This is a genomic window from Sphingomonas sp. Xoc002, from assembly GCF_050408055.1.
Classification (GTDB): Bacteria; Pseudomonadota; Alphaproteobacteria; order Sphingomonadales; family Sphingomonadaceae; genus Sphingomonas; species Sphingomonas yabuuchiae.
In genome coordinates this window covers 2,074,162-2,095,252 of record NZ_CP191175.1, presented here as the reverse complement: position 1 = coordinate 2,095,252, position 21,091 = coordinate 2,074,162, and the positions used below count along the sequence as shown (strand labels likewise).

General features: G+C 62.5%; 17 protein-coding genes. 3 read left to right on the top strand and 14 right to left on the bottom strand.

Features of this window, described 5'->3' with window-relative positions; translation table 11 throughout:
* Positions 1–11: 11 nt before the first annotated feature.
* The gene (locus ACQR50_RS09335; RefSeq protein ID WP_428968095.1) at positions 12–3,335 is read left to right on the top strand and encodes a metallophosphoesterase; all 3,324 of its coding nucleotides are present in this window, start codon (positions 12–14) and stop codon (positions 3,333–3,335) included.
* A gap of 82 nt (positions 3,336–3,417) precedes the next feature.
* On the opposite strand, the gene ACQR50_RS09330 is transcribed toward ACQR50_RS09335, so the two are convergent.
* The 11 genes from ACQR50_RS09330 to ACQR50_RS09280 form a co-directional block, all read right to left on the bottom strand.
* Entirely contained in the window at positions 3,418–5,286 is a 1,869-nt protein-coding gene (locus tag ACQR50_RS09330; RefSeq protein WP_428968094.1) for a hypothetical protein, read from the bottom strand.
* Positions 5,287–5,289: 3 nt separating this feature from the next.
* Positions 5,290–5,754, bottom strand: coding sequence for a hypothetical protein (locus tag ACQR50_RS09325; RefSeq protein ID WP_428968093.1), 465 nt, complete (start codon positions 5,752–5,754; stop codon positions 5,290–5,292).
* Between the two features lie 127 nt (positions 5,755–5,881).
* A complete protein-coding gene (locus tag ACQR50_RS09320; protein ID WP_428968092.1) occupies positions 5,882–6,319 on the bottom strand; it encodes a hypothetical protein in 438 nt (145 codons plus the stop codon).
* Positions 6,316–6,948: a glycoside hydrolase family 108 protein gene (locus tag ACQR50_RS09315; protein ID WP_428968091.1), complete on the bottom strand. Its 633-nt coding sequence runs from the start codon at positions 6,946–6,948 to the stop codon at positions 6,316–6,318. Before ACQR50_RS09315 ends, ACQR50_RS09320 begins: the two co-directional genes overlap by 4 nt.
* A gap of 31 nt (positions 6,949–6,979) precedes the next feature.
* A complete protein-coding gene (locus ACQR50_RS09310; RefSeq protein ID WP_428968090.1) occupies positions 6,980–7,315 on the bottom strand; it encodes a hypothetical protein in 336 nt (111 codons plus the stop codon).
* Positions 7,312–7,800 (bottom strand): hypothetical protein, encoded by a 489-nt coding sequence (locus tag ACQR50_RS09305; protein ID WP_428968089.1) that lies wholly within the window; start codon positions 7,798–7,800, stop codon positions 7,312–7,314. Before ACQR50_RS09305 ends, ACQR50_RS09310 begins: the two co-directional genes overlap by 4 nt.
* A gap of 62 nt (positions 7,801–7,862) precedes the next feature.
* Positions 7,863–10,502, bottom strand: a complete 2,640-nt coding sequence (locus tag ACQR50_RS09300) for a hypothetical protein (protein ID WP_428968088.1) — start codon at positions 10,500–10,502, stop codon at positions 7,863–7,865.
* Entirely contained in the window at positions 10,499–11,083 is a 585-nt protein-coding gene (locus tag ACQR50_RS09295) for a hypothetical protein (protein ID WP_428968087.1), read from the bottom strand. Before ACQR50_RS09295 ends, ACQR50_RS09300 begins: the two co-directional genes overlap by 4 nt.
* Positions 11,080–11,241: a hypothetical protein gene (locus ACQR50_RS09290; protein WP_156361233.1), complete on the bottom strand. Its 162-nt coding sequence runs from the start codon at positions 11,239–11,241 to the stop codon at positions 11,080–11,082. Before ACQR50_RS09290 ends, ACQR50_RS09295 begins: the two co-directional genes overlap by 4 nt.
* Positions 11,238–13,460, bottom strand: coding sequence for a hypothetical protein (locus ACQR50_RS09285; RefSeq protein ID WP_428968086.1), 2,223 nt, complete (start codon positions 13,458–13,460; stop codon positions 11,238–11,240). Before ACQR50_RS09285 ends, ACQR50_RS09290 begins: the two co-directional genes overlap by 4 nt.
* Positions 13,457–19,048 (bottom strand): phage tail length tape measure family protein, encoded by a 5,592-nt coding sequence (locus ACQR50_RS09280; RefSeq protein WP_428968085.1) that lies wholly within the window; start codon positions 19,046–19,048, stop codon positions 13,457–13,459. The genes ACQR50_RS09285 and ACQR50_RS09280 overlap by 4 nt, the downstream gene beginning before the upstream one ends.
* Before the next feature lie 103 nt (positions 19,049–19,151).
* Between ACQR50_RS09280 and ACQR50_RS09275 the strand changes: the two genes are divergently transcribed.
* Together ACQR50_RS09275 and ACQR50_RS09270 are read left to right on the top strand one after the other, a co-directional pair.
* Positions 19,152–19,394 carry a BrnT family toxin gene (locus tag ACQR50_RS09275; protein WP_428968084.1) on the top strand — a complete coding sequence of 81 codons (243 nt, stop codon included), beginning with the start codon at positions 19,152–19,154 and terminating at the stop codon, positions 19,392–19,394.
* Positions 19,391–19,666, top strand: coding sequence for a BrnA antitoxin family protein (locus tag ACQR50_RS09270; RefSeq protein ID WP_428968083.1), 276 nt, complete (start codon positions 19,391–19,393; stop codon positions 19,664–19,666). Before ACQR50_RS09275 ends, ACQR50_RS09270 begins: the two co-directional genes overlap by 4 nt.
* Here the strand turns inward: ACQR50_RS09270 and ACQR50_RS09265 are convergent, their stop codons facing one another.
* The 3 genes from ACQR50_RS09265 to ACQR50_RS09255 form a co-directional block, all read right to left on the bottom strand.
* Positions 19,667–20,089 carry a phage tail assembly chaperone gene (locus ACQR50_RS09265; RefSeq protein ID WP_428968082.1) on the bottom strand — a complete coding sequence of 141 codons (423 nt, stop codon included), beginning with the start codon at positions 20,087–20,089 and terminating at the stop codon, positions 19,667–19,669. It lies immediately after the preceding gene.
* A 29-nt stretch (positions 20,090–20,118) separates the two neighbouring features.
* A complete protein-coding gene (locus ACQR50_RS09260) occupies positions 20,119–20,526 on the bottom strand; it encodes a hypothetical protein (protein ID WP_428968081.1) in 408 nt (135 codons plus the stop codon).
* Between the two features lie 104 nt (positions 20,527–20,630).
* A complete protein-coding gene (locus ACQR50_RS09255) occupies positions 20,631–21,083 on the bottom strand; it encodes a hypothetical protein (protein WP_428968080.1) in 453 nt (150 codons plus the stop codon).
* Between the last annotated feature and the right edge of the window lie 8 nt (positions 21,084–21,091).

Here is a 21,091-nt window from a genome sequence, read left to right as displayed (position 1 = left end):
GTTGAGAATGGATGCGCAAAATGACTTCTCCTTTTTCGTTCCGGTGGCTGCATCTCAGCGATCTTCACGTCGGGATGAATGTCCAAAACCAGCTCTGGCCACGGTCGTCCACGCTTTTGCTGGACGATCTCGAAACCGCATATCGCAAAACTGGCGGATTTGACTGCATTATCTTCTCAGGTGATTTAGTCCAAAAAGGCACGAAAGACGAATTTGATCGTTTCGACAAAGTAATAGACTCTATACTTAATCGAATTAGCGAGTTCGGTCCTGTTCCTCCTTTAATTACCGTACCTGGGAACCACGATTTGATTCGCCCAGATCCGGTCAACCCGTTTGCAATGGCTTTCGCTCAATACTGGAGCAATCCAACATTGCAGGAGGGCATGTGGAAAACAAATGCAGGTTACATCGATTTTTTAAACAACACATTTAAATATTACTTGGAGTGGCAAGATAGGGCTATATCGAGAGGTATTCATATAGAGCCGTCTTCTCGTGGCATACTGCCGGGCGACGCTTCATATATTGTCGAGACGTGTTCATCTAAAACAGGTTTGATTGCGTTAAATTCAACTTGGCTTCAATTAGGTGGTGGAGACTACACCAATCAGTTACATGTCGACACCAGGCAAATTCTCGCCGTCACTGACGGCAGCCCGGATGACTGGGCTCGAAATAACGATGTCAACCTTTTAATAACCCACCAGCCCGCCTCATGGATACGAAGTGATAAAATGTCTGGGTGGGACAACGACGTGAACCCATCTGGGCGATTTGACGCACACCTTTATGGGCACATGCATAAACCTGATATGGTTAGCATATCTCATGGTGGAGGGCGCGCGCGGAGGCATGTGCAGGCGGCTTCGCTCTTTGGTTTAGAAACCTACGGGGATGGGGTCGAGCGCATTCAAGGGTACTCATCGAGCCAAATTTCCGGCAGTGGGTCAGCCCGTACCCTTACATCGTGGCCTAGGCGCATGATATCTGTCAGCGACAGCAAAATGAAAATCGCTCCAGATTCACAGCAAGATATCAATGAAGATACCGGAAGTTATCAAGTCGATTATCATGTTGACCGTAGGCTGATAGGCAGCACGATTGCGTCAGCCGATAATGGTCAATTAAAACGGGTAGATGGTCATGCTAATATTATATCGGGATCGTCATTTAATTTAACAAAAATACAGCTTCATATGCTTGAAGCAAAGGCGCATACAAAAGTTCGACGCGTCGAGCAAAACGCTATTGCTTCGGCATTTGATAGTCATCAAGCCGCTTGGCTCGCTTCTGACTGGGGTATGGGCAAAGACGGATTCATTTTTGCCCTATGTGATAACCTTAATATCCCGCATTCGCACGTATATAGTGTTGATTTTTCGGGTTTTTCTAACGATCCATCGTTTATAGACAATATGAGAACGCTACTTGGCGGATCGTTCCAAGAAATGTTTGAAGCGATCTCCGATATCGGTAGTTGTATATTCGTTCTCGACGACGTTGACGTATCGTCATCCCCGCTCGGAACAGAAGAGCGGATCGAAAAACTTATTGATCCCCTTAAAGATTTTGCGGCTGAAGCTCGTATAATAATACGATCCCGTCGTAGGCCGCGCAGATTTTCTTTGCCGGTTGTTGAGCTTAAACCACTAGATGAACCTGACGTTGCTATCTACGTAAGAGATAGCGAATTAGGCAGTGACCGCTATGCGAAGCCTGATGCCGTTTCTCTATTATATAGACACACGGACGGTGTTCCTTCTCGGATAGATGATGCGTTGCGCGATTTGGAAATCATATCACTTGGTGATCTGATGACTGCAAATCCCGATTACGGAGACTCGTCGGCATCTGTGGCGAAAACACCGCCTGCGCTTATCGCATCAGTAAGCGAGTTAGCATCCTCTGATGATAGGGCGGAGGAGCGAGCGTATAAGCTTCTATTAGCATTGGCCTCCCTGCCTCAGGGTGAACGTCTTTCTCGACTTACCAGATTTTTAGGGCCTCATCCATTTTTAGCACCTCATGCGCGCACGCTTTTGGAGCGATCGCTAATTGATACATCTCCAATCCAAGCGTTAGAGGGTATGCCCGGAGACGATACCCAGAAAGTCTTAATCGTTCCGCGCCCGGTGCGAGAATACGTTAGATTGATCATGGAAGACGAGACATCACGTCTTATGGATCGCAAGGCACTTGAACTTTACTTTGGTGATGAGTGGTCAAACGGCGAGATAAGAAATTCGCCAATTGGAAAGCGGGTCAAGAGGGCGCTTTGTGACGGATACGAGATCCAGAATGCGGGTGCTCTTATAGTTCGAAGCACTAGGCGCGCACTTTCGGAGGGAAATAACGTCGATGCCGAAGGTTTGATAAGGCTCGCGTCTGCCTTCATTGAGTCGCTTATGAGCGGCGATCATTTCAGGGCGGCGGTGTCTCTCTGCGAAGATATGATCCTGTCACTTGAGCAGTTTGGTGACCACGAGCATGAGCTAAACATTCTGAAATACGAGCTTGCTCGAGGGCTTCGGATGATTGGGCGCGCGCCAGAATCCCAGTCAACGCTACAAGATTTGAATCTAAATTTGCTGTCGAAGCCGCAGCGGCAAAGGGCCGAACTCAATTTGGCCTTGGTGGCGGGGCAAGTGGGTGACGATGCTGCAGCTGCGGCCGCAGCGCGGCGGGTGCTCGCCATAGACAAAAAGTCCGTCGCGGCCATCCACGCCAAGACGATCTTGGCTGAACAGATCGCTGATCCTGAGGAAAAAATTTTAGAATTAAAAAAGCTTCTTGTAATAGCGCGAAGAGAGGAAATCACGACGCTGATAAATACGATTCTATTGAATTTATCCTTAGAGGAGGATGATGAAGAATCGGCAACATCACTACTATCTCAAATAATAAATTCGCCAGAAGGCGGTCAAGATACATATAATAATGTTCGTGCTATTGTTAGCTTAGCTGGTCGTCATTTGGGTCCTGAGCCCTTGTCGCAGAATAATAGGATCAGACTTCTTGATGCCTATCATTTCCTATATAACGAGCGGATGGGCAGCCTGTTCGATAGGTGTCATGCGGCATTGTGGACTGATTTTGAGCGAAGTGGTGAGATATTTAACCTACTCAATCTTTTCCGTCATAGCTCATTTATATGGAGAATAGCCGGAAAGTTACAAATTGAGGAGGAGTATCTTATGAAGCTAACTAGGCATTTCCGTAAAATGGTCCACTCCGCATCCGGTAATTCATCGCGTGACGAAGCGTACTTCTTTGTCAGGGTTTCCGTGATAATGGACGAATCGCCGTCTGCGAGTGATGAACCAATTACATAGTCAACAGCCGTTAAACGGTCGGCCCGACGACTCCACAGAGCATAATCCCGGATCGGCAATGAAAGCCGATCCGGGATTTAAACTAAATATTAGCGATTAGAGGTTTTAGCGATCGAATGGTCGCAGCCCAAATATCATGCACAACGCTTTCAGGATGTGTGCCGTCGGTGGTTGGTGCTGTCATGAATACAGTTCCTACCGCATGAGGATAACTGGGTGTAACGTTTGAGGCTAGTCCCAGCGTAAACGTGCCATCGCCATTGTCGGTAACGGTTGAGATATTACCCTTCATCTCGACGGACGACGTGCCCGGCTCGAAATAGCAGGCGCTGCCCACCGCCGGGGCCGTGCTGGCGGTGATTTTGATGGTCGAGACGGCCGTCCCGGCCGCCAATGCCGTGGCCAGCTTGCCGCCCCCGGCCTTCACAAAGGCCAACCGCGCCCAGACCGGAGATTGGCCGGTAAAGTTCGGGTCGCTTCGCAATTCGCGTTGCCCATCCTGAAGATCCACGGCCATCGCCAGCGGGGCAGGAGTGGTCTGGACAAGCCACGTATTGAACGCCTCCAGCGCGATGCCCGCCGTGGCCGGGCGAGGCTGCTGACCATCGACCAACGTGTAATTGGTCGCGCTGTCGTTCGTGACGCGGGCCGATATCGTCGACTGGATGATCGGGATACCGGGGAAGGTCTTGGCGAGAAAATCCCACCATGCCTGCGCTCGTGCCTTGAGAAGAACGAGCGCATCCTCCGGCGTCGCGGCGGACACCATGCCGGAGAAGTCGTTCCGCAGACCCTGCGACCAGATATGGGTGAACGGCCACCGACCGCCATTCATATCCCGCGCGGCGGCCAGCATGGCGTAGCGCAGGCTGAAGCGGTTGCTGCCCGGCGTCACGTCCATCAAGTCTTCCATCGCCGCGCCGTGGTGGCCGAAATTCGCCACCCCGAACGATCCCGGCCCGGACGGATCGCCCAGCGCCTTCACGATCCCGCCGACCAGCTGGCGCGCATCGAACCGCAGGTCGTTCTGTTGCGTGATCGAATCGCCGATCAACAGGACGGAGGGCGTCGAGCCGTTGAACGGGATCAGCACGCCGTGCGGCTTGTATCCCCGATTGCTGTCGGGCGCGCTGCCGGAGATTTGTCCGCCGGCCGCATTGCTCGACGCATAGGTCCCGCCGCGCCGTCGATATTCGCCAAAGGCCGCATCCGCATTCCAGCCGGTCGGGCGCTTGCCGCCCGATGGGGTGGTCAGGCTGACCCGGTGGAAGCCACCGGCAAAGGCCGGGCGGGCGTCCTCTATCGCGAAACCACCATCAGGCATGACGAACGAGGCCGCACCGCCGAACGTCCCCGCCACCCGCGTCCCGCCGCCATTGGCGGCCGTAAAGGTCACGGAACAGTCGAGGGTGTTGCTATTGCCCGGCGAGGTTTCCAGCGCGGTCGGGCCTGCGCTGTCGGCACTGTTCAGGCCGAAATTGAAATAGACCGGCCGCCACCCGGCAGGCTGGGCGGGCATGAAATTGTCGGCCACCTCGTTCAGGAAACCGCTTGCCGGGGCATAGGCCAGCGTGGTCGAACCGTTGCCGACCGTGCGGTACGGCGACAAACCAAAGACCAGATCGCCCGCCTTGGGATAGGACGCCGCGCGCGGGATCGGGATGGCGGTGAAGATCAACGGTTCTTCCACCGCCCGCGCGCCCTTGGTCGCCCGGATGATGATCGTGGACGCCTGCCCATCGGCATGCGCACCCGCCCCCGCGACGATCCGGCCGCCCGATGCCAGCGCCAAAGTAGAGGGGGTGCTGCCCACAACCGCGTAAGTCGCACCCGAACCGAAAGGATCGGTCAGGGACGCAATGAGCGCCCCTTGCGCGATGGAGGTATAATAGGTGGACTTGCTGGCCGACAGGCCCGGACCACTACCGCCCACGTTGAATTTGAAGCCCATGCGTCAGCCCTCCCTTGCATAAACGGGGGTCGAAGCCGCCGTGCAAATGATGGAAATCGCGCCAGTCGTGACGTGCGTGCTGCTTTCGAACAGCTGCCCCCCGCCGGGCAGCAACAGGCTGTTCTGATCGGCCGTCGCGGTGGAAAGGCCGCTGATGTAGCAGGTGGCGCTGTTCTGAACCTGCACCTGGATGAAACGTCGCGAAGGATTCGCGGGCATCAGCTGCGCAGCCGTCGTGCCAAAAAGGCCGCTCCGGCTGGTCGCGGTGATTTGCGGCAGGACCGCAGTAACGGGCAGCGGCGAGGTAGGGGAGGCAATCCGGGTTTCGCCCGACGAATCGGTGAATGCCGCTCCAGCGGGCGGCACGATGGTCGATGGAGATATGATTTTGGGGTAGCTGGTCTGGGCTACGGCATCGGCCGGTAGGCAGGCGAGCGCGATCAAACCCGCGCGCAGGATGCTTTTCATAGGTCAGTCCTTTCGTGGAGTGGGGTTGCGCGGCCAGCTGCCCAGCAACAGACGGCGCTTGTCGTCACAGGCCGCCAGATCGACCCGGCCGTCCCGGATCGTGGCGTCATCATCGGCCGCCGTGGCGCTACCGTCCGGCTGGCGATGTTGCGGCGTCGGAACGCACGGTTCCAAGGCCGCCGTCGGCGGATCGCGATGGCGTGAATAGGGCGGCGTCCAGCGCGTCGAGGTCGCGCACCCGGTCAGGGCCGCGACACACGACACGGCCAGCATCAGTTTGCGCATAGCGTGTCACCGTATCTTTCGAGTGGAGGATGATGGGTTGGCGATCGGCCATGGCGGCCGCGTACCGCTCGGTCGCCGTCGCAATCCGGTCAGCATGGGCGGCCTCGGCCGACGCGGCATCCCGCTTGGCTTCCGCGACCTCGGCGCGCCGATCGCCGCGTTCCTTGGTCAAATCGAGCAGGTGGACCGCGCGCAGCTGGTCAACGCGCCAGCCCCACACGGCAAGCAACAGAATGGGGATCAGCGGCCAGAAGCGCCCCAGCGCCGCAAGCCGGATCATGCCGCCGGATCGCATTTGCGGCGATCGACGTTGCCGATCCGCTTCGCGATCCAGCCGACATGGAAAACCTTCAGGCGGGAATTGGCCGCGACCAAGCGGTCATATTCTGCCCGCTGCTGCCCATCGAGCAGGCCCAGCATCGTGACGCACAACCGGACCGCGCCGTATTGCGTCTGGCACGCCTGATAGGCGGCGATCGTCGCGGCCCCTACCTTGCCGTCCACCGCCAGCCGCGTGCCACACGTCGCGTTGATCCCGGTTTGGAACCAGCGCCCCGGCCGATCCGCGCCCATGTTGACCGTGGTATCGAACAGTTCTTCCGTCACGGCCGCATCGATCGGGATCAGCGGGGCATAGCCCGGCTTCACCAGATAATCGGCGTAATAGATGCTATGCGCCACGCTGTCGGGCAGCGTCCGCATCGGGCCGGTATAGCCATGCGCCACCGCAACCCGCTTGGTGATGCCCTTGTTCGTCTCGCCGCCCGGATCGGCCGGGTGGTTCACATAACCGCCCTCAAGGGTGATCACCCCGCCGATCATCGCGGCGACGATCGCCGCGACACTGCCCCCTTTTGCGGCACGCGCGAGCGTAGCCCGCGCGGGCCGTGGCCCCGCTGGTTTTGTCATCTATCCATGTCCTTGGTTGGTGGGGGGGGGATCAGGCCCCGGTTTGATCCTTGTCCGTGATCATCGGGCGGAACAGCTTCGCCAGCCCCTCGGGCAGGATGTACGGCAGCGCCGCCAGCATCACGCGCATGGTCCCGATGCCCGTCCAACCGGCGCAGGTGCCCGCGAACAGCACGGACCACACCGGCATGTTAAAATGGACGGCCATGGCCCCGCCGATCGCGCCGAACGCGGGCAGGATCGAGCACAGAACCATGATATCGCGCCATGTCACGGCGCGGCCCGCCTCCAGCTTACGGCCGATCTTCAGCACTTGCCCCGACGCGACCGCAAAGGCCGCCAGTGCGTAGAACTGCCAGTCCTTCACAGCGTTGATACTCCTATCCCCAGGCCGGTCAGGATCAGGACGCCGCTGACCAGAAAGCTGGCGGTCCGATGGCAGGAAAAGGCCGCCAGCACGAAACTCATGCCCGTCACGGCTAAGACGGACGCGATGCAGTCCGTGGCCACATCGAACGCGATCCAGTGGTCAGGCTGGGCGGATACCAGCCGCGCCGCATCCCCCGCCGATCCGAAGAAATAGCCCAGACCGATCAGCACGGACCCGCCAAAGAGCAGGGTCGCGCTCCACGGCGTCTTGATGGCCGACACCAAATCAGCATGGAGTTGCACAATCGCAGCCCGGAACGCGGCGCGGCACTCGCTTTTGTCCGGCCCCCGGCACCGCGCCAGATGCCATAGCGCCACGCCGCACGGCACGAGCCAATGACCGGCCGACACGGCGAACCGGACGCCGAACAACATCAATGTCCAGATGGCGACGACGCTGACGATATGGGCAAGCGCCGTCATTTCACGGCCTCCAAGGCCGCGAAGCATAGATTATCCATAATTATCTCCCTGAAGGTCCGGCGTCAGTTCAGCCGGTTGAACCCGATGCGCAGATCAGCCTCGCCGGGCGGCAAAGCGGTGGTGCGGCGCTCGATCAGAAGCGGCACGTTTTTGAAGCGGTTGAATTGGAAACGCCCGCTGGTCGGGCGATCGACGAAGATGCCGACCGGGCAATCCTGAATGTCGTTGTCGTTCACCGCGACGCGGCTCCGATACTGGAACCGGACAACGCGCCCATCGAGCGTGAAAGTGCTGGTGCCATTCCCGGACAGGGTCACGGCGCGATTGCAGCCGATGATGATGTTTCCGTAAATCGCCAAGTCGATACAGTCGAAGTCCGATCCGACGCCGATCCCCCAAGAGTAGTTGTAGAGATCGGCTTCATAGCAATAATTCCACCGGACGATGGCGAACGTTAGGGGGTTGAGCGAGATGCAGAAATTGTGCCCGCGAACATGGTTGCATTCGATCAGGCATGATTCCGATAGGACAACGATCGCGCCCTTGCCGCCGCCCGTAAAGGCCGCAACCCTGTTGCCGCGAACGATCGCGTAGGCCGGGCGTGCCACATAGAAGCGATTGTTTCGGCCAATCTGAATACAGTCAGCGGCAACACCTTTAGGTGGCGGGATAAGATTGGCGATCACAAGGCAAATGCCGCCAACGCCCTCGATATAGAGCGCATCGCCCGCAGCCTTGCCGATATTGTCATGAATATAGCAGCGCTCGACCAAAACGTCTTCGGCCAACGCGTTGCCGGGGAGGGCGATTTCACTGAAGGCCTTCGCCCTGACCTTTACCTCGTCGCCGACGGCTCCCGACCCGGATAGATTAAGCGCGATACCGCCGCCAGAGAAGCGGGTGCCGCCTGTCAAAACCCGGATCACTGTCCCGTCGTTTTGCGTGATGGTGATGAGCGAACCGTCTGGGCGGAATACCTGCCATTGCATTTGCGAACCCGTGCCCGCCTTGACGCACCGCGCGACGAATGTGCCGGTCAAGGCCGCCTCACTGGTCGAATATTCGGTCACGTTGACCGCCGCAGGCTTTGACAGCAATTTGGACTCGGCGCGGCGGGTGTTGCCCCGGATCGCGACGCCGATCGCGTTGTCATCGGCCTGCGAGCCGTTGCCGGATACCTCGCAATCCACGATCATGACGCCCGACGCGCCATAGCAGTTCACGCCCCGCGATTTGGCACGGGTGATATGCAGGCCCTGAATGCGAAAATCATTGGCCGCATTTTCGTCGACACCATAGGTCTGGCCGATCCCGACTTGCGGCGCTGCGCCCGAGCCATAGGGTCGATAGGTACAGCGAGTGCTGGGCAGCAGCGTCTCGGACCACGCGCCGCCACGCTCCAGAAAGAAATGCGTACCCGGCCAGAACAGCGTCACGTCCGTTGCCTTGGCGAGCGTCCGCCATGCGGTGGCGGGCGTCAGGCCGTCGCTGTCATCACTCCCGGCCGGGCTGATATAGCGCCGCGTCTCGGGCAGGAAGGCGTCGGCCGGTCCGGCCACGATCGCCTCCAAGTCGTCGTCCCCGACCTCACACAGGATTTCGACGGAGCGAACCCATCCCGTCATCGGCAAGGTGCCGTCCACCCGCGCGCCGATCGCCACGCGGTCCAGCCCGGCGGTCGCTTCCATGAAAGGCGCGTGGGCGAGCAGTCCCGCCGCGCCGATCGTCTGACCCCGTGGGCTGACACGGTGGGCCATGCGAACCCGCCCCGGCCCCGTCAGCCGGGGAACACAGGGGCGGCGGAAACTGCCGCTCTGCGTGCCGGTCAGGGCGTTGTCGTTCGTCCGGGCGAGCGTGTAACCTTCGCCCGCACCATTGGTCAGGTGCAGCATCGTCCGTTCGGCATTGTCCTGCCGCGCAATCTCCACCTCCAGTACGATGGTATGCGGGCGGCCAAACAGGTGCCCGCCCACGATCATCAGGGGCGCGGCGCTCCGCGTCACGGGCTGGCCCGACACCACGATGGGGCTGGTAATCCGGGCGGCCTCGACTTGCGCGAGGATCACCAGCACCTCCGATTGGGGCCGCACGACCAACCGGGCCTGTTGCCCGGCATTGTGGACCCGGCCGACACGCTGCCACCCACCATTTGTAAAGATGGGCGTCTGGCCGCCGCCTCCGGTGACGGTGATATAGCCGCCACCCTTCAGGCACCGGACATAGGCGCTGATCGCATAGGCCGCGCCGCCAGCGCCGAAAAACGGGATGGCAAATTCGGTATCGGGGGAGGGGTTGTAGAACCGCACCGCCTTGCCGTTCATCACCCCGGCCGCGAGCAACTGCGCGAAGATGCCCGCCGCGTCCATCGCCGTGCGATCGTCGACCAGTGTTATGGTGGCGTCAGTCGGCCGGTTGCTGAGCAAGGTCCATCCGGCCGTGGACGTAGGCGCGGCGTTACTCATGGCCAGAAGGTTGGTCGCGGGCGGCTCCAGCGCCACCCCGACCCCCGCCGCGACGATCGGCTGTCCGGCAGGCGACAGCTTCAGCGTTCCGTCCGGCGCGAGAGCGATGCCACCCGGCCCGGATATCCGCACCTCGGGTATGGCCCCCGCGCTTGGATATGCCCTGTCGCCAGCGGCGTAAGCGGTGCCCGCGAAGTCGAGCCGGAGGGCCGACACGCTTTTGGGGGCTTGAATGATCATGCGTAATTCCCGACCAGCATGACCCGCAGGCCCCGCGCGCCCAAGCCCTCGGCCACCACATCGACCGAGACTTCCGCATCGTCCGGGATCGCGGGCGCCGAAATCACCGGCTGCGCGGTCCCTGCCGCCCGGCTCGACAGCTGGTTGGGCTTGATCAGCAGGGGCGCGGACAGCATCGACACGCCATTGACCTTCACATCCATGCGCAGGCCGCCCGTCTCGGCCGGGGACTGATCAGCCAGGACCAGCGACGCGCGTATCCCCGTGATCGTCAACGGCCGGGCAACCCGGACTGGCGACAGGCGCGAGCCGACACGCACCACCGCCTGATCGGCATAGCATTGCAGGATCAGGTCGACGGGCTGGCCGGTGGGCATCAGCGTGGCAATCTTGGCCGGGCAGGGGATCAGCTTCACCTGATCATCCGCCCCGGTCATGGGATAAGCACCGTCCCCGTTCGGCCCACCATTGGCCGTCCCCGCCCGCCATGCGTCCAGTTCGGCGACCGAGCGCCGCCACGCCGCCAGCCCGGCCCCGGCCTTGGCCACCAGTTCGGCAAAACTGGCCTGATCGTCGCTCATGCGTCACCCGAAGGCGTGGTCAGTCCAAAGCCGTCGACCAGCGGGTCCACTTCCGCGAACGTCTCGCCCTCGCCCAACTGCGCCTCGATTTCGGCGGGAGGACATGAGATTTTCCGGCGCGGCTCACCGTCCGCACCGCTGACAAGATACAGCGTCACCGTTTCACCTCTTCAATGTCGAAATTGGAGCCGACTTCCATGAACCCGGCGTCGTTGCCCCCGCCGTAAGCGACGGCTTCGATCCAGAGCGTGTGCTGCCCGGCGGGCAGGCCCGCGAAGGTTCGGCCAAAGTAGAATGGAATGCGGACGGATCGGGCATCGTTGATCACCGCCGAAGGCACCCAATACCAGATCGTATCCATCACCACGTCCTGCCCGTTCGTGGTCCGGCCAATCTGGAAATAGCAGGCGTAATCGCGGCCGGGGCGAGGGCGCATGAGGGATTCGATGCGAAGCCCGCTCTCGGCCAGCTTTTTGTTGACGACGACGCTTAGATATCGTGTCTTTTGTCCGCTGTTCTGAGGCAGCGCCACATTGGCCGCCAGTTCCGAACCATAATGCTGGCGGATCGCGTCCGACTGGATGTTGTCGGTGCCTGCCACATCGCGGTCCAATTGCCGGACCTTGATATGGTCGAAATAGGCAACGCCATCCTTGATGATCAGCGGATAGATTTCGCCGATGCCGTTCGGGTCAGGATCGGCCACGCTGAACTCATCGCAAATAATCTTGAACCCACTTCGACCACCGCCAGCAAAGCCGACAAATCCCGCAATTGCATTGTCGCCTCGAATGGACAGGGCGGCTTTCGCATAGCCATTGCTGTCGACCGTCCGTTGCTCCGTGATGAAGGATTGGTGCAGTTCGGTGATCAGCCCCAGCTGTTGGGTGACTTGCCGCCACGTCAGCCCGTCCGCATTGGTATTGATACGATCCTGTTCGGCCCGCCATGTGCCATTGCGCATCTGTTCGGCCGCGATCGTCAGGGCGTTCAGCTGGAGATCCGCAAGCACCGTGGCGGCCGGGCGCGCACCCTGCACGGTACCGTCAGGTTGCTTCACCCCGCCGATCGGCGCGTTGCCCGTCGCCCCGTTGGTCGCGTTGTCTTCGGGCTTGGTGCCGTCAGGGTCGCCCAGATCGGGCCAGCTGACCAGCGGCGCGGTCTTGTCGGCCGCGCTCAACCCTTCGATCGACAGCGACAGCTTGGACACGCCCGGCCCGACCTCAATCGAGAAATCCCGGAAAAAGCCGTAGACGGTCAGGCAGTCGAGCCCATCCTGTCCAATCCATAGCGACGGCATCGCCCGCACCGTGGCGATGCGATTGGCGACGATATCGAGCGCGTCCGTGCGGATCAGCGCCTTGGCGGTCATGCGCTTGGCAAAGCCGCGCTTCACAATCGTTACCTCGCCGAAGTCGTCGACCGTCTTGCGGCTGAAATCGGTGATTCCGGCCGTTGGGGACGCCTCGGTCGTACCCAGCGCCACGACACGGCCGATCAGCAGCGTGCCGACCGTCACCGCGCCTGCCCCCGCGATCGTCACCGTGACCCGGCCCTTGCCGCCCAGATCAAGGAAGGTGACGGCCCCGCCGGTCACAGCCTGCGTACGGTCATAGCCATCCGCCTGCACGCGCACCGTCGCGGCCTTCACGTCGAGCAGCGCCACGCCCTCGATGCGCGCCGTTTCCAGTCGCATGGTCATCTGGCCATCGGCCTGCGCCACGGTGCCAAGCGCCTGGTCAAATGGTGCCCAGCGCTTTGACGGGCCGGTATCGAGCCATTGCCCACCGGCCGCCAGCGGATCGGCCCCGCCATTGGCGACAAGCGCCTCATAGACCCGGTGCTGGCGCAGCACCTTTGCGCCCTTGGTATAGCCGGTCGCGGCCGCCCAAGCGGGCGCATCATCTTCCGCCACGCTGGAGGCGGTCAGGATCGCTTCAGTGACGGCGTAGGGCTGGAGCAGCTGAAGCGTGGACGGGTGGCCGTCCGGCGCAGGATCGCCACCCGGATCGGCCCCGGCCTCGGTTTGGGCCAGCCCCTCCACCGACAAGGTGCAATAGGACAAGGGCGGGACCGCCATGTCGATATCGAAATCCTTGTAGAAGCCGGTGGGGCTCAACCAGTCGAACCGATCATCCGCGATCCAGCGCGCGGACGTGGCGCGCAGATCGGCTAGACGCCGTTGCAACGCGCTGGCGTCATCGGACGGCACGGCCAGCCGAACCGACATGCGGCGTGCGAACCCGCGCTGCACGACCGTCGTGACACCGAAATCATCGGTGACGCGGCGGCTATAGTCGATGATGCCGACCGTGGCCGACGCCTCCACCTCGCCCAGCGCGAACTGCTCGCCGGAGGCGGTTACGACTTCCATCATGCCGCCGCTCCCGCCACGCTGACCGCTTGCCCGCCATGCTCGGCGGTGACGGTATCGAGCGTCTTTTTGATGCCCCCGGTGTTGCTCGCCGTCGCCGCATGGCCCGCGTTATTGTCCTGCCGCAGCTGCGCCACTTCGTCCCGCAGCTGGCGCAGTTCGGCGACCAGATCGTCATTGGCCGGGGCCATCGCCTGCGCCGTGTCGACGCCCGGCATGGGCGAGGCCGAACCCGCGACCAGCGCGCTGCCGGTCACGGGGGTAAAGCTGCGCCCCTGAATGGCCGCCCACGTCGCTTCCAGCTGGGCGGCGGTCTGTGCGCGAACCCGGTCCAGTTCCTGCCGACTGGTCGCGGCATTGGCCGCAGCGGTCAGCAGCGACTGCGACAGGCTGGGCAGCAGTTTGGCCGCATCCTGATCGCCGCCCCGCGCCGACGCATTGGCGGCGTTGAACTGCCCCATCAGGCTGGCGAAACTGGCCTCCCCGCCCGCCTCGGTCAGGCCCCGGATACGCTTGACCTCATCCATGATGCTGTCGCCCACATCGGACCAAGCCTTGCGTAGTTCATCGGCCGCCTTGGCGGCTTCCTGCGCGTCCTGAATGGCCCAGATTTGCATCTGGAGCGCCCGGTTGCTGCTATCCAGCTCGGCCAGATCAAGCGCCCGGATCGCAGCGGTATTGCCCTGCACCTCCAGTAGGCGACGCTCCAAATCGGCGCGTTCGCTGGCGATATCCGCCGCACTCTTCACGCCCTCCAAGGCCGATTGCAGATCGGCAAAGGCAGGCGCCAGCTTCAGCAGCGTGGCATAGGTCGCCTGTCCGGCCGCCGTGGTCAGGTCCTGCGCTTCGACCAGCGAGCGGAAGGCCGACAGGCTGGCGGGCATCGACAGGCCAAGGCTGTCGAGCACACGCCCCAGCTGGGCGGTCTTGGCGGCCGACTGTTCGGCCTTGCTGTAATAAGCCTGAAAATAGGCGTCCGTGGCACTGGTGAAGGCGCTGACACTATCGAACTGCCCGACCAGCCCCATTTTCGCGTCGATGCCCAGCGCCTGCGCCGCGCCGCCCAGAGCGGTCAGGGCAGTGGTCGCGGCCTCCACCGTCGACGCGACCCGCACCAGCGTTTCAAACGCGCCTTCCCCGACCTTTGCGAAGCGCTGGAAACCGGGGAATGCCGCATCCGCCATGCGATCGGCCGCCGCACCGAATACGGCGGTCAGCTTTTCCTGAACCTGCGTGCCTGTCAGGCCCTTCAGGTCGATTTTGCCGATATCGACGATAAAGCCGTTCAGGCGGTTCTGGATATCGCCGGTCGCTGCGCCCAGCGGCCCGGCCGCCGCGACGATCGCCGCGTTGAACTCCTTCAGGATCAGCGTAAACTGATTCTCCAGCCCCGCATCCGCCCCGGTATATTGGGTGGAATAGGACTTGCCGGTCGTGATCCCCAGGAACCGCTTTTTCTTCTCAACGTCCGAATAATAGGACGCATCGAACCCGCCCGACAGGATGCTGCCCAGCGACTGCGCGCCGCCATACAGGCCGTTGCCGACAACGGTGGTGGTGGAGCCGAACAGCGAGCCGACCAGCCCCTTGAGGCCGCTGAACAGCCCGCCGATCACCGGGATTTTGGACAGGATGCCCAGCGGGTCGACCGCACTGGATAGCAGCTTGCCGGTCAGGTCCGTCTTGAACCCCTCGGCCACGCCCCCGGACGCATTGATGTTGCCCGCCCGCACGACGACACTGGCCAACCCGCCAATCTGGCCATCGATCGACCGCAGCGAGGTGGCCATTTCGCGCGCATAGACGGAGGTGACGGTATCGACTTCCTTCAGCGCATCCAGCGACCGTTTCAGGCTTTCCGATTTGGCCGCGCTATCGCCCAGCACCGTGCCGGTGCCCGCATTGGCCTTGGGCAGATCACCGCCGCCCTTGCCGAATGCTCCGGCCACGGACAGCCCGATCGACGCCAGCACGGCCGCTGTCGCGGCTCCGGCCGCGATGTTCAGCGGGAAGGGCAGGCCTGCAATCGCCTTGGCCACCGCCTCGACGGCATGGGCGGCCGACCGCGCGCCGCTCTTGGCGATGGCGCTGCCCGTCTCGATGGCATCCTGCGCCACGGCACGCACCGACAGGGCGAACTGGACGGCGCGGAACGCCTTTTCGGCCGCCGCCATCGCCTCATACCCGGTCGAACCTTCGTCGAAGAACCCGCGCGCCGAAGCCGCAAGGTCGCCGTACATGGCGATTTGCATCGTGCTGGACCGGGCCGCGTAGAGCGCGGAAATTTCTCGTTCCTTGCGGGCGCGGACCTCGGCCACCGTGATTTGGCTGGCATCCCGCATTTCCTTGTGCTGCCAGTCGTTCAGGCGCTGGCGATCGGACAGGTGCCCCGCAAAGACGGACGCCATATCGCCCAGAGCGCGGCCCGCCTCGCCAAAGGCTTCCGCCATGCCTTGCCCTGCATTCTGAACATTCGCGGCGATCGCGTCGAACAATTCGGCCTGATGCTTCAGACTGTCGTTGTAGGCGTTGGTCAGCAGCTGGATTTGCTGCTGATTTTCCGCAATCTGGACTTGCTTGGCGACGTAATCGTCCGCGAACCTACCCGTGAAGTCATGGTCCGGCAGTTCCTGCGTGGCCTTTAGTGTTGCTAAAGCCTTGATCCGCTCGGCGTCCGTTGCGCCGATCAGATCCCGTTCCTTTTCCAGCTGCGCCAACCGGCGATCGGCGGCCTGATCGGCCGCGAAGAAACGCGCACCGACCGCAGCCGCGTTCGATCGCTTCTGGGCGTCGTGCAGGGCGTCCAGCGCCTTTTGCGCCTCGGCCGCCCCTTTGGTCAGGCCGCGCTGCTGTGCGGCCTCCAGAGCCGCCAGCAAGGGCAATTCCGCGATCCGGTCGCGCAGCATCTCGTTAGCGCGGCCCGCCGGGATCAGGCCATCGGCCACCGCCGCATTCACGTCAGCCTGAATCCGCGACTGATCGTTCATCGACTGGACGGACTTCGCGCCGTCCGCGACACGCTGCGCAATGGCCAGTTCAATCTGGCGGTTTACCGCCGCCTCGATATCGCCGCGCTGGCGGATGGCTTGGCTTTCCGCGCGCACCCGCGCCTCGGCGATCAGCGCGGCAGAGCCCGACACGCCATAGGCATCCGCCAGCGAATAGAGGTTGCGGATGGACGCCTGCACGGCCTCGGCATCGCGGGCCAGCTGCGCGGCGTGGTTGTCCCGGTTGCGGTGATAGCGATCCGCGACACGGGCATAAGCGTCCTGCGCCTGCGTCTCGCGCTCCTGCTGCGTCAGCACCTGATTGCCCAGCTGAAGGCGGGTCAGCTGCTGCTGCGCCGCAGCCTTGTCGGTCTGATTACGCGCGGCCCCCAGACGGGCCTGCGCCTGCGCGATCAGGTGGGCGCGTTCCTGCGTCGTGATCCACTGGCCAGAGGCGTTGCGGTTGACATTGATGGTGTCGGTGACGGCCGAATAGTCATGGCGCAGGGCACCAATCTGGGCGGTGGTCAGGCCGGTCGTATCCGCCAGCCCCTTTTGCAGGATGCGCTGTTGGGCGAGCAAATCGTTGAATTGCTTCATGCCGGAGGTGTTGAGCGCCTGCGATGCGTTCAGCGCGGCAATCTGGTCCTGATTGCGCCCGGCCGCTGCGTTCGGCCCGGTGGGCATGGTGTTGCCGGTGCCGATCAGATCGACCGCCCAGCCACCGACATTCCGCTTTAGCCAGGCATCATAGGAAGCCCCCGCATTCTTGATCCGCTGATCAAGGCGACCGAACATCACCGCCACGCCGGACACGGCATCGCCCAGCGCATCCATGTAATGTGCCAGCCCGGTGGCCTCATGGCTATTCGCGGCCAGATCGGCGGTCAGGATGCGGGTCAGCTCGGACGCGGCCTTCTCGCCATCCCCCTGCGCCGCCAATGCACGAATATGCTCATACTGCGCCCCGGTCAGCAGCCCCAGCTGCTGCGTGAAGGTGTCGGCCGCCCGCGCCGGATCGGACATGGCCTCGGCGAGTGCGGCTTGCGCGGCGGGGGCATCCTGCCCGGTCAGCTTGGCATATTTCTCGACATTGGCCGCCAACGCGGTGATCGTCTGGCCGCTTTCGATCCCGGCCGTCGCGAAGGCCGCGACGCTATCGCGGGTGGCCGACAGCGACCGATTGCCCGCCGATGCGGCGGCCTCGGCGAACGCCTCCAGCTGCTGCGCCGTCTGGCCGGAGGTGCGGCCAAGCCCGGCCGCGACACCCTCCAGCCGCTGCATGGCAATGCCATATTCGCCCAGCGCACGAACCGCCGCGACGGCGGCCAGAGCCGTGCCCGCCAGCAGTGCATTGGTGGGCGTCAGATAGGGCGCGATCTTGGCAAAGCCGTCGACGACATATTTCAGCACGTCCTGCCCCAGCTGGCGCATCGAGGCGGCCGCGCTGCCCCCGCGCGCCTCAATCTGCTGGAACACGTCCCAGATTTGCGGCCCCTGCTGCACAAGGATCATGAACGGGTCCATGCCCATGGAGGCGGTCACGCCGACGTCAGCCAGATTGCGCGTGAGGTTCAGCGTTTCATAGGCAGTCAGGCGCTGCGCCTCGGTCATGCCCTCATGCGCGCCCGTTACGCGGTCCAGCAGCGCCTGTTCCATCCGCAGCTTGGCCGCATATTCGTCTAGCCCGATCGCGCCCGACGAAATGAGTTTGCGGGCATCCCCGATTTCCTTGTTGAACCGGGCCTGCGCGGCATAAGCCGGATCGATCGACGCGCGCAGCCGCTCGGCCGCTGATGCCAGCGCCTCATGTTCCCGCGTTGCGGCTATCTCGGCCGCCTCATGCTCTCGCATCGCGGTCACACCCGCCTTAACCCGTGCCTCGAACATCTGGTGGGCACGTTCGGCAGATCGCAGCGCCTGCGCTTCTTCCTCGGCCGCGCGGGCGGCCAATGCGCTGAAGGTCGCACCGGCATCGGTGGCACGGGGCTGGCCGACGCCAAAATTGCGCTCCAGCGCCCCTTGCAGGCGCGAACGCTCCATCAACTGGGCATTTAGAGCAGCCTCGGCACGCGCGCGTTCCCGTGCGGCCTCAATCGCAGCTTTGGCCTCCGCCTCGGCGCGGGCCTCGGTCAACGCCTGCGCCTCCATCCGGGCACGCCGGGCGGCCGCCAGTTCCTTGCCCGCCAATTCGGATTCGGCCGCGCGCAGCCGCCCGGCCAGTTCGGTCAGGCCCTGCTGTTCGGCCGCCAGTGCGGCGGCCTCCACCTTGGCGAGCCGCATTTCCTCACGGGTTTTCCCAAAGGCACCGTTCTGGCGTTCAATCTGGGCAACCAGCCGCTCCCCGGACTTTTCCACCGACGCCAGTTCGCGGATGGCCGCACGCGCCGCCTGCGTCGTCTCTGCACCGAAGGTCCGCAGCGAAGCCTGCGCCCCGTTCAGGTTCAGCATCGACGCGGACGCACGCTCAACCCGGTTGAACTCGTCGATCGCGTTCGCGCTGGCCCGGTCGATAGCCGTATCCAGACGCGCCAGCGCTTCGAACGAACCGCCGGTATCGATATCGAACCCGACGCCAAGCGCCGCACCTTCGAAATTGTCCATCAGCGGCGCTCCAAAAGAAAAAGGGCCGCCCGAACGGACAGCCCTATTTGTACTTACAATTTATGTTGACGCTCAGGCTTTTCGTGCGTACAAAAAACCCATGATGATCGTATGGGACGAACCGAAGCGCGCCGCGAACCTTGCCAAGCACGGCATTGATTTCGCCGATATCGACGAAGCGTTCTTCCTGTCCGCAATGATCGGCGAAGCGAAACAAGGCCGCTGGTTCGCGGTTGGACGCCTGAACGGCGTCATCACCGTGATTTTCGCCACGCTGGGCACCGAAGGGCTTTCGATCATCTCGGCCCGCCCCGCCAGCGCCAAGGAAAGGAAATTGGTGGAATGACGAAACCCTACACCCAAGCGGACATGGATGCCGTGTCAGACAACCCCGAACTGACCGACGCCCAGCTGGCCAGCGCCCGGCCGTTCGCCGAAGCACTGCCCGCTATGGCGGCCGAAATGCGCCGCGTGCGCGGCCCACAGAAAAAGCCGACCAAAATCCCCAAGACGATCCGGCTGTCCCCGGAGGTGGTCGACTATTTCGAAGCCACCGGGTCGGGCTGGCAATCCCGTCTGGACGATGTGCTGAAGCGCTACGTCACGGATCATCGCTGATCAGCCTAGCAACCGCTCCAGCCCGGCCCGTTCCGCGTCAATCTCGGCCTTGCTGACCGGGGCTTTCCACGGGGCAGGGCAGGTCTCTGCCTCGGCCCGCCGCCCTTCCGCCAGATATTCGACGGACAGGCGGCGGATAAGCCGGGCCTCCCACGGGCAGAGCCGCACCCCGGTCATATGCGACCATGCGGCGATCGTCGGCCAGCTAAGCGCGACGGTGCCCATGCCCGTCGCTTCGACCATGCCCATTTCCATGAACCGTTCGATCAGGTGCGGCATGGGATTGGGCGGCATGGCGTTTTCCGCCGCCTTTTTCCCCATGCTTTCGGCCCGGCTGCGCTTTGTGGCGGCCGGGGCCTTTTCCCACCGTTCAGCCCGTCTGGACCCCTCGGCGGGCTTTGGCGTGGCGGCCAGCCACGCCATTTGCCGAACGTAGAGCGTCAGGCCTTGGCCTACGCTCGCTTGAAGTTTCCCCAGTCAGCCAGAAACCGGGTAATCTGGTTGACGATGAAGCCCAACGCCGGATCGGCATAGGTCGCGCGGAACAGGTCCGCGCCCGTGGCGTCGCCAGCAGGCGGGTAGGTGAAATTCTCGAACGACACGGTGACGGCCGCATAGTCTTCGGCAGTGGTTTCGCGCCGCTGATCGGCCGACATGGCGGACGGCTTGCCCTCATTGTCCTGCGCCCGCTTCAGCGCGCGCGCCGTCTGGAGTTCTTCGATCCGGGCATATTGCGGCGAGGCCGGGCCATAGAGATGGATACGGACGGGCAGGCCGCCATCGTACATCAGATTGCCGCTGGCGTCCTTCAGGTGCAGCGGCGCGGCGGTGCTGATCGCCTTGGTGGTGATATCGAGCATTGAAACCTCTTTGCGGCGGGATTGCGCGGGATGCACCGACCCGCCCCGTCCTGCGCAACGCGGGGCGGGCCGATGCTCTTGATCCGGCTGGAGCCGGAAGGGGGTTAGGCGGGGGCGGCGACCTTCACCGGCTTGGTGCAGATTTCGATGGCCGGGGCAGCGGTCAGCATGGTGTCGGCACCGTCCGCCGTTTCGGGCATCCCGAAGGTGCGGCCCTGAAAATAGCGCATCGCGCCGTCCTGATAGGTGACGGCGAAGGAATAGAGCTTTTGGCTCTCGTCATCGCCCGAAGTCTGCAACAGGGTCTGCCCGGCATCGGCGCTGTCGAGCGCGATCGTCGGCGACAGCGCGCCATAATCGGGCGAGCCCTTATACTTCTGTTTGCCGCCCTTCATCGGCTGAAATTCAACCTTGGCGAAGCTGGTGCCGAAGGTGCCCAGCTTTTCCACCTGCCCGATGACCAGAAACGACAGGGCGGCAAAACCGGCCTTGTCCTGAGTGGCGGGCGCAGCGGCGGAAATGGCGAGCGTGGTGCCCGCCGCAGTCTGCGAAGTCATAGTGTGTT